The organism is Bacteroidota bacterium (genome assembly GCA_016699695.1).
Taxonomy (GTDB): domain Bacteria; phylum Bacteroidota; class Bacteroidia; order Bacteroidales; family UBA10428; genus UBA10428.
Genome location: CP065006.1, coordinates 2,461,950 through 2,475,432 on the forward strand (window position 1 = coordinate 2,461,950; position 13,483 = coordinate 2,475,432).

The following is a 13,483-nucleotide window of genomic DNA, read 5'->3' on the forward strand; positions in this document are numbered from 1 at the left end:
CGATACTGAGTAAACCACTTTGAAGCACTTAACCACCATACTTTTTCTATTTGCTTTCGTTATTGTGCTTCGCGCACAGGATAATATCGGGGGTGTGGTTAACCAGTATTATGCCGTGTCGGCCCTTCCCAATACCAATACAATTACCTGCACCGGAGAAGATTTGTCGGGTTTGCTGCCTGGCGATAAGGTATTACTCATACAGATGACGGGTGCTGGTTTTACCATTTTTAATGTCCGGGATAACAACCATGTCGATCAAAACATAGGTAGTGGCGGTAAATACGAATTTCTTTCTGTATTAGCAGTGAACAATGTAAGCAAGGAAATAAGCTTCACCGCTAATTTTAAAAACTCCTATACCGCCGGAGAAAAAATTCAGCTGGTTAAAGCATATGTAGGTTATGATGTAAATATCAACAGCGAAGTAACCGCCGCAGATTGGGATGGAAATAAAGGAGGTATCCTTGCCCTTGTAATTCTTCAGAAGCTTACTCTGAACGCCAATATCGACCTTAGTGGAAAAGGTTTTCGTGGTGCCGACCCGGCCTCCTACCTAATCGGTTGCCGGCCGTTTAATACCAACGATACTATGTATTTTCCTACAGGCTCGGTCAACAAAGGCGGAACCAAGGGAGAAGGAATTAAACCTGCGGCCTCAAATTATACTATTGGACCCGGCAATAACTTCAATGGAGGAGGTGGGGGAATCGGGAAATTTGGTGGTGGTGGTGGTGGAAGTAACTACAGCCGGGGAGGTGCAGGAGGTTTGCAGCAAATATTCTGTAATACCGCAGCTACTGAATTTGGAAGCGGTGGCAATGGACTTGAAGATGGATCATTAAGTGCGACTGCCTTGTTTGGAGGCTTTTACAGCACTTATAAAAAAATCACTTTTGGAGGAGGAGGAGGAGGTTCGACCGATAGTACCGGACTCAATGCTTCAAAGGGAGGTGATGGAGGTGGTTTGGCGATTATCCTGGCCGATACCATTATCTCTAACGGATACAACATTATCGCCAATGGTGAGTCGGTTTCAACACCTTCCGAAGCCGGAGCTGGCGGTGGAGGTGCCGGAGGCACGGTGTTGCTCGATGTGGCCTATTACAATGGTCCTCTTTCCGTTCTTGCGCTAGGTGGCAATGGTGGAAACACACTTGGAGTGAATTGCGGTGGAACTGGTGGGGGAGGAGCAGGTGGCACCTTGCTCATTGCTGCTTCAGCAACCCAATCGCAAGTAACATACGACTTGTCTGGCGGTTTAGAAGGAAATTCGGAATGTGGCTCAAATTTTGGCTCTCCAGGAATTGTAGGAGATACTTTACGAAATTATACAACTCTTCTCAACGGTTTTACTTTCAATGCCATTTCGGCAAACGACACCATCTGCAACGATGGCGATATCCCACATTTGCTTATTGGCACCGTGCCCAAAGGAACAACCAATTTTCAATATAAGTGGCTACAGAGCTCCGACAATAGTAATTGGGTTCCGGTAAGCCCCGCTGCAACGGGCAAAAACTATCAACCACCCACTTTAAGCACTACTACCTATTATACCCGCGAAGTTTTCTTCCCCGACGATAATATTCGCGATACTGCACTTTCGGTGATGATATTGGTATACCCCAACCTTAGCAATAACATACTTACTTTACGCGATACAATTTGTTCTGGTGTGGCACCCGGGGTGCTCAGTGCCAATCCTGTATCAGGAGGAAGTGGAGTGTATAACTATCGCTGGGAGTCGAGCACCGACCAGTTAAGCTGGATATCACGAGGAACCAACACCACGGTTTTACTCAATGAAACCAACAGTCTTGTTCAGGAAACCTACTACCGACGTCATGTAGAAAGCGGACCAGAGGCAGTGTGCTACAGCCTAAGCAATGTAGATACCCTTTCGGTTATTGATTCCATTCTCAATAACCTTTTGCTAAACCCCTTTTTGGATACAACTATTTGTAGTGGCCTTTCGGCTGGAACAATTCTTGGTTCGCAACCCGCTGGCGGCGATGGAACTTATAGATATGGATGGCTGCAAAGTTCAAATGGTATAACTTATACCCCCGTGGGTGCAGCCACTTTGATTAATTATAGTCCGGGCACTCTTTCGGCTACTCGCCATTACAAGAGAATTGTTTATTCCGGCTCCGACGATGCCTGTATCGACACCACTACTGCCAGACTGATTGAAGTATTGCCTGTAATTACAAATAATGTGATCGACAGCGACTCGCTCCGCTATTGCTCAGGCGATAGTCCGCTGGCTTTGACACAAATAACAGGTTTTACCCTTGGTGGAGGAGATGGGTCTTATTCATACCAGTGGCAACAATACGATGGAACAAGCTGGATCAATTTGTCTGGTCAAACAAGTTCATTCTTTTTACCAGGTGTTCTAACAGATACAACGGAATACAGACGAATCGTTTCTTCGGGTCTTGTAACCGGTTCTATCTATGCTTGTGTCGATCAAAGCGCTGCGCTGAGTGTAGATGTTATTCCTGCCATTGTCAATACTTTAGTTTCGGCCGATGAAAATATTTGTCAGGCATCCATACCTCAGCCATTTAGCGAAACCGCCGCTCTGGGAGGTGCCGGAACGGGCACATTCACATACCTTTGGCAGCAAAATACTGCGGGATTAGGTTGGGTGAATGCTATTGGAACCAACAACCTAATAAGTTATTCCGCACCGGTCTTATTCGCCTCTACTCAATACCGGCGATTGGCTACTTCTCAGATTTGTGCTAGTACAAGCAATGCGCTGGATATTTTGGTTTACGATTCCATTGAATCAAATGAAATTCTGGGCGCATCGGTTCAGTATGCTTGTTATAGCTCAACTAAACTTTTTAGTGGTTCGCAACCTGCGGGCGGAGACAATAGCTACGATTATTATTGGCAAAACTCTACCGATGGCATTAATTGGGGCAATGTGGGGTCGAACAACATAAATTTTACGAGCGACCCACTTACCACACAGCAATATTTCAGGCGTATTACATTCTCTGGCGAACTTGATCAATGCAAGGATACTTCGGCCTTTGTATTCGCGAAGATTAACCCTCTTCCTACGGGTGATATAGTAAGTAGTGCAGACACCCTTTGTGCCGGAGAAGTATTAAGTATTGCTTATGAAAATCTTACAGGCAATGGCGGTATAATTCTTCAACTTGGAGAAACAAGCCCACTGCATACTTCTTCCAGACTGACAAATTCCTCTGGAAGCATCACATTTAGTTTAAACGAATCGGCCAACATCCGGATACTAGAAATGCAAGACGATAGCACTTGTATTGCCGATACTTCCCTTACAATTGGCCGGGTTTTAGCCACTGCTTATGAAGTACCAATTGCCAATGCGGGAGCAGATTTCGAAGCCTGCGGTCTTGGAGTTCAATTGAATGCCAGTTTATCTACATCCCTTGGCACCGGCTTGTGGACTTCGGGTGATGCGGTGTTTGATAATCCGACCAGCGCCAATACACAAGCAAATTTAGGTTCTTATGGTCAATCTGTGCTTACCTGGACCGAAACAAACTGGGAATGTACCGATCAGGAAACTATCACAGTTACAGCTTATGAACAACCCGCAGCTGCCGATGCAGGAGAAGACCAGGTATTGCCTTATACTTTTGTTACCCAATTGGATGCCAATGAACCCCAATTGCCTGCTTCCGGAAGATGGCGGTTTGTATCGGGGATTGGTACCTTTGAAGACAGCACATTAGCCAATACAAGTGTTGAATTTCCTGGCATTGGAGAATATCAGCTTAGTTGGACCATTACAAATGGTGCCTGTTTACCTGTATCAGACAATTTAATCGTGTTGATAAACGAATTATTGTTGAATAATGGCTTTTCGCCCAACGACGACGGAGTGAACGATAATTTTGTGATTTCTATTCCCAGTGGTCAAAAATTTAAGGTAAGCATATTCGATAGGAATGGGCAACCTGTAAAGGTTCTTGACGGAACATTAGAATTAACCTGGGACGGTACAGGCAAAAATGGGCAGCAGGTACCTGAAGATACCTATTATTATGTGATAGAGGAAGAAGGAAAATCGGCCCGTGTCGGTTATATCGAAATAAGAAGGTAAATGCGTAAATTGAGCTTCATATTATTATTATTATTTTCTTGTGCACTGTCGGCTCAACAGTTCTCGATGCCTGCTCAGATCGATCGTAACTTGCTTTATGTCAATCCGGCATATGCTGGCAAACCTGGCGCAGCGGTGGTTCACCTAATGCACCGCACACAATGGTTAAATGTCCCCGGTGCGCCCACCTTCCAATCGTTTGAGTTCCATGCGCCACTTAAAAAACAAGCAGTAGCCTTAGGGTTGCAAGCCCGTCGCGAAACAGTCGGAAATAAAAACAACAACGAAGCTTTTTTTACTTATACTCACCGGATCAGGCTTGCCCAATCAACACTTGCCTTTGGTTTAAAAGGTGGAATTAATAGTATTAGCTACACACAAGCTTCTCTGGAGAATACCAGCACTTTCGATCCGGCGTATGAAACCAATTCTTTGCTGCTTCCCAATGCCGGGTTTGGTATAGGATACTATTCCAAAAAGTTTTATGCAGGACTTGCCATTCCCTATTTTTTTGGCACAAAGGCTACAAGCGATGGAACAGCAGAAATGGATTTTGATATGAGCCGTTTGGTATACCTGTTCACTGCAGGTGGGTCATTTCCTGTATCTGAAGTTTTAAAAATAGAACCATCCTTAGCGGTAAATTATTCTTCCAATTTAGAGCCGGCCATGATGGCACAAGTCAATTTCAGACTTATCGAACACATTCTTTTTGGGGGTGGATATCGATTGGATGAAGCACTCCTATTTAATTTGGCTTATGGCATTAACAAGCAGTTTTCGGTTGCATATTCCTACGAGCATACCCTTGGTAAGCTGGGAGCATTTTCAAGCGGATCGCACGAATTAGGGTTGATGTATTATTTTGGTTTTGTTGCAAACACAGTAAATCCAAGGGATTTTTAGCAAATTTGAATGAAACAGTTATTCTCCATACTCATACTCTTTATTGCTTTCGCAGCGATGGGGCAACAACATTACAAGGTTAGCGTATTGCCGTTTAACAGTCCCAATTCGAGCGAAATGGCACCATTTATTTATCAGAATGGCCTTGTTTTTAGTTCCGACAGAAAAAACAACATTGTGCTGGTAACCACCGACGAGCAAAGCAATTACCCCTACCATCTCTATTTTGTCGAAAAGAAAGGAAATAAATGGGGAATCCCCGGGTTATTTTCTGGCAGCCTCACCAGCAGGCTGAGTGAGTCATCAGCAAGTTTTTCTTCCGATTACCAGACCATGTACATTACACGCTCACAGATGGCAACAGCATCTATTTCAGATATTTCTAAGGCCGACACCATTCGCAATGGTATTTTCGAATGCGAGCCTGCAGGTAAGGATTGGCGTGTGGTACAATCCTTTTATTTTAATGATGAAAGCTACGATGTTGCCTTTCCAAGCATCAGCAGCGATGGGCGATACCTGTACTTTTCTTCCCGTCAGCCTGGCGGGCAGGGTGGGTACGATATTTATGTATCGGAGAAACGGGGAGTAAGCTGGTCAGACCCCGAAAACCTGGGGGCAATAATCAATACTCCGGAAAATGAAGTTTACCCGTTTATTCATCCAAATGGTCGATTATATTTTTCGTCGCGCGGGCATCAGGGGCAGGGAAGAATAGATATTTTCTATTCCGAGAAACGCGATGGTGAATGGGTTCGACCCATTAATCTTCCGTCACCTTTTAATTCCCGACAGGATGATTTTGCGTATGTACTTTCGGAAAGAATGGATACCGGGTATTTTGTATCGAACCGCCGGGGGTCAGACGATATTTTTCTTTTTGCATCATCCTTTCCTGCCTTTCCGGAATGTCCGGTTCAGGTTGACGAAAATTTCTGCTACACCTTTACCGAAACAGGCAGCGTTGATATTGCGGCCACCAGCATGAAATATGAGTGGGATTTCGGCGATGGAAGTAAAATGCGTTCCATAGATGCCTACCACTGTTATGCCAAAACAGGCACTTACGTGGTATCGCTTAATGTAATTGATACCCTCACGGGCGAGATTTACTTCAGCGAAGCTACTTACGACTTATTGGTTCAACCGGCAGAGCAACCCTATATTGCAGCCGTAGATACAGCCTATGTGTATGAAAAAATTCAGCTCAATGGGCAACAGTCTGTTATTCGAAGTTTTGAGCCAGTGAGCTATTTTTGGGATTTCGGCGATGGAAATATACAAACAGGACTTAATACTACTCACACTTATACCAACACCGGAGTCTTTTATGTTCGACTGGGTGTTACTGATGGGCAGGGTGAAGAAGATGAGAAGGATAAAAAAGTGGAAGGTGGACGCTTATGCGCCCAAAAAAGTATTTTGGTACTCAAGCGCTAAAGTGTATAACTTGAAAACTTTTTTATCGTAAACACATTTTGGCAAAACTTTTGTTTAATTTGTCCTACCCATTTAAGTACGCTTGGGATATTTTCAGTAATTTTAAATAAGTAATGAAGCAATTTCTCACTTTTATCATACTTTTTTTTCTTGCAGGTAAATTATTACTTGCTCAATCGGTGCCTGCGGGCGATGAGAATATTCCTTACCTGATGACTTTTGGAAAAGCTGCCGAAAAATCATGGGGAGATGATGATTTCTCGCAAACATTTTTCTTTCTGATCCCTGAATCATTCAAAGAGCCTATTTTTATCCGTGTCTACGATCCGGATGTGGGAGGCGAATTGGACGAAAAAAATGGTGAATGGGATACCCGCGTGACTTATGAAGTTTTTGGAGGCGCTGGCTGCTACACTCATAAAGATGCGCAAGAAACTGACCCGATAGGAAATTATAAAAGCGGAAACCTTCTGGCTACGAAATCTTATGGCATTAACCCAAGATACGACAATAACTGGTATACCTTTGGCCCCTTTAACCCTACCGAGGGAGAGTATGTATCGAAATTCGGAGGCTATATTTTTAAAATAATTTGCGAAGGAGTGGCGGGTAATGATGGAAACCTTTATCGATATTTTCTAAGTACCAGTTTTAGCGAAAACAGACCTGTGGAAGGCGGTAATGCCTTTGCTTTCGAATATTCGTTTCGCATGCACGATAACCCCAGCGAGGTGTCGCACATTTATCCTTATGTCGACGACCGCACCATAACTGTTAAATTGTCGAATTTTGATTGGGACGACGATGGTTTTATTCGCATTGTTTCAGTGGCACGTCGCGGGCAAATGGTGAAAGTATCGGGCGATGACCGATGGGCCGAAGAAGAATTTAAAATATTTGACGAAGAAAAAAATACCTCGCTCGATATTCAATTTATTAAAAAGAAAACCCCACCGGTTAAGAACAATAACGTCGTTGTAAATGTGCGAAACCAATACAATGAGCTATTACCCTTCTATGTAATACCTATCGGAGGAGTGCCTAAATACAATTATAACATTTCTGTTAAACGACAATAAACTTTATGATGCACCCTGTAGCTTTTCTTAGTCAGCGTTTGATCAGGTGGTTGTACGCAGCGATTTTTATTTTTGCAGCACTTACACCTCTTCAAGCTCAGCTGGAACGATTCAGGAATTATGATGTTGCAGAATTAAAATACCACCCTTTTATTTATACGATCAATCAAGATAAGAACGGCTTTATTTGGATGGGCACCGGCGAAGGCCTGTATCGATTTGATGGTTTTGAGTTTGTATCCTTCGATGCAGTCGATTCTCTGGCCAACGATGTTGTTAATGTGAGTTTTACCGATGACCTGGGCGATTTGTGGTTCGGTTTCAGCAACGGCTTAATTCTCTCCTGGGATGGTATAGGCTTTACTTCGTATTATCTGCCCGAAAACAATACCAGCGCTATCAGTGCTATTGCCCAAACACCCTGGGGCGAAATATTTGTTTCTACCAATGGCCAGGGTTGTTTCCTAATTTCGCCCGAAGGCGAAATAAAAGCAAGCGATGAGCAGTTTAAAGGGAAAGGCATTTCTAGTTTACTTTTTACTTCCGACCGTTTGTTGCTTGGTACCTCTGATGGTTTAGAGATTATTCCTATCGTAGATAAAAGTTTCGATTTTAATTCGGTGCTTTTACCAGAAGCACTTGCCTATGTCAGCATTCAGATTATAAAAGCCAGTCTTTGGGAAAATACCTACCTGGTTGGTACCGAAGATCAAGGTCTACTTAAACTTTCCTTAAAAAATCAAATACCTGAAATTCAAGCTGTAGCACCTGGAACCCAACTCGATTTTCAAAACATACAAGATGTTTGGCATACCCCTGACCAGGACCTATGGGTTTGTACCTATTATGCTGGACTTGTAAAGTTGACCGGATTTAATGAGAATGGGGGCTATGGTTCTATTTCGACCTTTAAGAAAGGACAGGGCTTTAATACCAATTTTTTTAAATCCTTGTTTTTCGATCGCGAGTCGAACTTATGGGTAGGTACCTATGGGGGTGGAGTCTCTTTACTCGCAGAACAGGCATTTACATTTATTGGTTTCGAAGCCGATTTAGATGATAACAACATACTTTCTGTAGCAACCAATGACAGTCTGATTTTCTTGGGAGGAGCAAACGGATTTCTCGAAATACAAATGAGTTTTCCCCTCAAAAAACAGTTTATTGGAACACGCAATGGTTTACCAACCGACAGAATTACTTCGATGTGCTATAATAACTCCCGGCTTTGGCTGGGTACCGAATCCCATGGAATCTATTCATACAACACCAAAACCCGACAAATTCAGTCGTACTTTAAAGCAGCCAATTCCTTAGGCAATTCAATTAATTATTTACTTGCCGACAACACCAACCTTTATGCTGCTACCAAAGATGGCATTTATGTGTTTGATCAGTCCAATGGCAAACAATATCATTATAACACCAGTTCGGGCTTACCTCATAATAACATCGAACATCTTTACATTGACAGGAACAATCGATTACTTTTTGCTACCCGTAGTAACGGAATTTTTGAGATTGACGAAAAAGGGGAGGTGCTTGATTACTTTTCGGTGGGCAATTATGAGTTAGCATTTAACAGCATCACCCAGGATGTGGATGGGCGTTTGTGGGTAAGTACTTTTGGTCAGGGAGTTTTTCTGATTCTGCCCGATACCGTCATTAACTTTACTTCACAAAACGGCCTTAAATCGAATTATTGCTACAGTGTAGCTACCTCAGACAGCAATTATGTTTGGGTAGGTCATCGCATGGGTCTCACCCGCATACATATCAAAGATTTAAATATTAAAACCTTCGATGTGAATTATGGCATTGGAGGCGATGCCAATTTGAATGCAATAGATACCGATGAGCAGGGAAAACTTTACTTCGGAACCACTGACGGGCTTATAATATACGATGCACAGCGAGCCAGGAAAGTTGCCGTGCCGCCAAAAACAAACATGCTTAGGTTGTTTATTTCCGATCAGGAAGTGGATTTTACCAAGCCCATAATACTGCCCTATGGCGCCTATAAATTGCGTATAGAGTTTGTTGGCCTCAATTACAACGATCCGGAAGCCGTACGTTACCAGTATCAGCTCGAGGGATATGACCTCGGGTGGCTCGAGATGACAGATTTACGGTTTAGCCTTTATTCGAGGGTGGAAGACGGCGATTACAAATTTAATATTCGCTCGTTTAGTCACGATGGGAAATACGACTCTACCCTTGTAGGATTCTCCATTCGCATTAAGCCACCATTCTGGAAAACATGGTGGTTCATTACATTGTCTGTATTGTTGTTGCTATTTACTATTGTTTTTGTTGTCAAGTATCGCGAGCGCAGGCAAAAGGCATTGCAGGAATATCTGGAGAAAAGTCTCGACGAACGTACCCGCGAAGTAGTGGAACAAAAGACAGAGATTGAAATCAAGAACCGCGACATTACAGATAGCATAAACTATGCCCAGCGCATACAAACGAGCATTTTGCCTCCAATTAAAAAACTCCAGCAAAGCTTCTCCGGTTCTTTTGTTTTCTATCAACCCCGCGATATTGTGAGTGGCGATTTTTATTGGTTCGAAAAGCTATCGGACGATAAATTTATAATGGTTTGCGCCGATTCTACCGGTCATGGTGTACCCGGGGCATTTATGTCGATGATTGGCACTACTCTTATAAAAGATATTTGCATGTCGGGCAGGGCTAATTCTCCTTCCCAGATATTATTCGATCTCGACGAACAATTGAGCAATATCCTCAACCAGAATGTCGATGCAGCACAATCACATGATGGAATGGACGTGATGGTCTGTGAAATTGACATTCATAATTACACCTTGCGCTATGCTTCAGCCATGCGGCCTATGATTGTTTACAGGAACGGTGAGCAGATTTATATTAAAGGTAGTCGTAGCTCCATCGGTGGCCAGGGAGAAACCAAAGAGGAAAAAGACTTCTCGGAGGATAGCCTTCAGATGAGCAAAGGCGATTTAATCTATATGTTTTCCGATGGCTACCCCGATCAGTTTGGTGGCCCAATGGGCAAAAAGTTTAAGATGGTTCGGCTAAAAAACCTACTGAAAGACATTCACAAGAAACCCATGGAAGAACAGTATGAATATGTGAAGAGCACCTTTAATTTGTGGAAAGAAGATTATCCACAGGTGGATGATGTGCTTTTTATGGGTGTGAAGTTCTAAAACCTTTTTAGATACTATTTATAAGAACCCATTTTCAGGCTTGCTACTTCGGTGGTGGTCAGGTGGCGCCAATGACCACGTTGTAAACCTTTTTTGGTGAGTCCTGCAAAATACACCCTGTCTAATTTATTTACCTGATAGCCGAGATGCTCGAAAATGCGCCTGATAATACGGTTTCGGCCACTGTGTATTTCAATACCTATCTGTCTCTCATCGGTGGGGTCAATGTAGCTAAGGGCATCGGCCTGAATGGGGCCATCTTCCAGTTCAATTCCCTTCAGGATAGATTCGAAATGATCTTTACTCAAAGTTTTATCGAGCACTGCATGATAAACTTTAAGTTTATTGTTACTGGGGTGGGTTAATTTGTCAGCCAGCTCACCATCGTTAGTAAGCAGGAGCACCCCGGTGGTTTGCTTGTCCAACCGACCTACCGGATAAATGCGTTCTTTGCAGGCATTTTTTACCAGGTCCATTACGGTAAGCTTGGCATGCGGATCGTGCATCGTAGTTACCACGTCCTTTGGTTTATTCAGCAGCACATACACAAACTTTTGAGGTTTAAGCAATTTGCCATTGTGTTTGATCACATCGGTAGGTTGTATCTTTGTGCCCAGGTCTGTTACCACTATATCATTCACCATTATTTTGCCTTCATCGATGAGCAGATCTGCATCACGACGAGAACAGAGGCCGGTAGAAGCAATGTATTTGTTTAACCGAACAGCCTCATGGCTTTTGTCTTCGGCCTTACTAATAAGCGTGGAAACAATTGGAGTAGTATTTCTTTTTATTGGTTTTTTATCTTGCATCATTTCTTGTTCAAAATATTCAATCTGTATCTTTACCCGGCTATTTGTTATTTTTTTGATATGCTGCCCTATGCTGTGATGAAAACATTATTTTTGAAACGCAAAAGTACTCAGAATTTTATTCGAAAAATACATAAACTAAAATGACACTTATAAAGTCGATATCCGGTATTCGTGGAACCATTGGAGGTTCGCCTGGCGAAAATCTTACCCCATTGGATGTGGTGCAATTTAGCGCAGCCTTTGCTCAATGGATGATGGAAAAACACCCAAAAGAGAAGTTGAAAGTAGTGTTGGGAAGAGATGCACGTGTTTCAGGACCAGTTATCTCGCAGGTTGTAGCAGCTACCCTCCAATCGATGGGGGTTGATGTAATTGACCTCGACCTGGCCACCACACCCACTACCGAAATGGCAGTTGTAAAGCTTCGTGCTCATGGCGGCATTATTTTAACTGCCAGCCATAATCCAGCCCAATGGAATGCGCTCAAGTTACTCAATGACAAAGGTGAGTTTATATCGTCCTCCGACGGTAACCGTTTGCTGGATATAATAGAGATGGGTAAATATTCTTTTGTTGCTTATAACCAAATTGGAAAATTAAGTACTTATCCATTGGCTAACGACGATCATATCCGCCAGGTACTTGATCTTCCACTGGTGGATGTAGCTGCCATCAAAGCTGCAGGGTTTAGGGTGGCTATCGATTGTGTGAATTCAGTGGGTGGATTGGTATTGCCCAATTTGCTAAAAAAACTTGGCGTGCAGGAAGTAATTGAACTCTATTGCGAACCTACAGGAATTTTCCCCCATAACCCCGAACCCCTGCCTGAACATTTAACAGAGATAGCTGCAGTAATTAAGAACCGCGAAGCCGACCTGGGTTTTGTAGTGGACCCGGATGTAGACAGGCTTGCAATAGTAAACGAAGACGGAACCATGTTTGGCGAAGAATATACCCTGGTAGCGGTGGCCGACTATATTTTACAGAATAAAAAAGGAAATACAGTATCGAACCTGTCGTCTACAAGAGCCCTGCGTGATGTAAGCCAAAAACACGGGGTGAAATATTCTGCTGCGGCTGTGGGCGAAGTGAATGTAGTGGAAATGATGAAGGAAACCCAGGCTGTAATTGGTGGTGAAGGCAATGGGGGCATTATTTACCCCGAGCTTCACTATGGTCGCGATGCATTGGTGGGAATAGCCCTGTTTCTGACCCACCTTGCCAAATCGGGCAAAAAATGCTCTGAATTGCGTAAAAGCTATCCGGCCTATTTTATGTCGAAAAATAAAATAGAGCTTTCTTCTGGTTCCGATGTCGATGCACTCCTTGAAAAGGTAAAACAAAACTTCTCTGAAGAGACAATTAACCTGGTGGATGGCGTAAAAATTGACTTTAGCAATGGATGGGTGCACCTGCGAAAATCGAATACTGAACCTATTATTCGCATTTATTCCGAAGGAGCAAGTGAAGCGGAAGCCGGTTCTTTGGCTCAAAAAGTAATGGAGGTTATTAAGGCTGTAGTTTAGATCTGTTTTGAAAACCCAGTGTTTTTTTTGTGCCTTTGTGCCTTGGTGGCTATCTTTTTATTCTCCACCAAAACTCAAAGGCTCCAAGAATTGCATACTCCTATACCATTGCCAAATAAAAGCCGTGATCGATAAAAATGATAAATTCAGATAAAAGTATTTCGAGCCAAAAGCTGCATCATTTAAAATTAAGGCAAATAGGCAATTATTCTCTATACTTGAAGAATACTCGTGGTTCAAAATTTGGAATTGAGTCAAACTAAAGCAGACATAAATTAGTAAAGCCCTGAATTGCATTTTTCTTCTGCTTCGAATCGCCAATTCTTATAAAGACTTACAATTTTTTGTTCTGAAAAATTCCTTTATATTTGCGCCTCGTAGTAAAAAAGGTGATTTACGCACAGGTATAAAATTTTAA

Annotated in this window: 7 protein-coding genes; 6 read left to right on the forward strand and 1 reads right to left on the reverse strand. The window is 42.9% G+C overall.

Annotation, left to right across the window (positions count from 1 at the left end; genetic code table 11):
- Positions 1–19: 19 nt before the first annotated feature.
- The 5 genes from IPM71_10415 to IPM71_10435 all read left to right on the forward strand — a co-directional run bounded on the left by IPM71_10415 (position 20) and on the right by IPM71_10435 (position 10,724).
- Positions 20–4,108, forward strand: a complete 4,089-nt coding sequence (locus IPM71_10415) for a gliding motility-associated C-terminal domain-containing protein (GenBank protein QQS50013.1) — start codon at positions 20–22, stop codon at positions 4,106–4,108.
- Complete coding sequence (locus IPM71_10420; GenBank protein ID QQS50014.1) at positions 4,109–5,014, forward strand: type IX secretion system membrane protein PorP/SprF; 906 nt, start codon at positions 4,109–4,111, stop codon at positions 5,012–5,014. It begins immediately after the preceding gene.
- 9 nt (positions 5,015–5,023) lie between these two features.
- Complete coding sequence (locus tag IPM71_10425; GenBank protein QQS50015.1) at positions 5,024–6,454, forward strand: PKD domain-containing protein; 1,431 nt, start codon at positions 5,024–5,026, stop codon at positions 6,452–6,454.
- Between the two features lie 113 nt (positions 6,455–6,567).
- Entirely contained in the window at positions 6,568–7,533 is a 966-nt protein-coding gene (locus IPM71_10430) for a hypothetical protein (GenBank protein QQS50016.1), read from the forward strand.
- Between the two features lie 5 nt (positions 7,534–7,538).
- Positions 7,539–10,724, forward strand: a complete 3,186-nt coding sequence (locus tag IPM71_10435) for a SpoIIE family protein phosphatase (protein ID QQS50017.1) — start codon at positions 7,539–7,541, stop codon at positions 10,722–10,724.
- Positions 10,725–10,738: 14 nt separating this feature from the next.
- Here the strand turns inward: IPM71_10435 and IPM71_10440 are convergent, their stop codons facing one another.
- A complete protein-coding gene (locus IPM71_10440; GenBank protein ID QQS50018.1) occupies positions 10,739–11,539 on the reverse strand; it encodes an rRNA pseudouridine synthase in 801 nt (266 codons plus the stop codon).
- Positions 11,540–11,679: 140 nt separating this feature from the next.
- Here IPM71_10440 and glmM point away from each other — a divergent pair, with 140 nt between their 5' ends.
- The gene (glmM, locus tag IPM71_10445) at positions 11,680–13,065 is read left to right on the forward strand and encodes a phosphoglucosamine mutase (protein QQS50019.1); all 1,386 of its coding nucleotides are present in this window, start codon (positions 11,680–11,682) and stop codon (positions 13,063–13,065) included.
- Positions 13,066–13,483: the final 418 nt, after the last annotated feature.

Coding starts and splice junctions, on each gene's coding strand:
- IPM71_10420 (QQS50014.1), top strand. CDS start 4,109: ATGCGTAAATTGAGCTTCATATTATTATTATTATTTTCTTGTGCACTG.
- IPM71_10425 (QQS50015.1), top strand. CDS start 5,024: ATGAAACAGTTATTCTCCATACTCATACTCTTTATTGCTTTCGCAGCG.
- IPM71_10430 (QQS50016.1), top strand. CDS start 6,568: ATGAAGCAATTTCTCACTTTTATCATACTTTTTTTTCTTGCAGGTAAA.
- IPM71_10435 (QQS50017.1), top strand. CDS start 7,539: ATGATGCACCCTGTAGCTTTTCTTAGTCAGCGTTTGATCAGGTGGTTG.
- glmM (QQS50019.1), top strand. CDS start 11,680: ATGACACTTATAAAGTCGATATCCGGTATTCGTGGAACCATTGGAGGT.
- IPM71_10440 (QQS50018.1), bottom strand. CDS start 11,539: ATGATGCAAGATAAAAAACCAATAAAAAGAAATACTACTCCAATTGTT.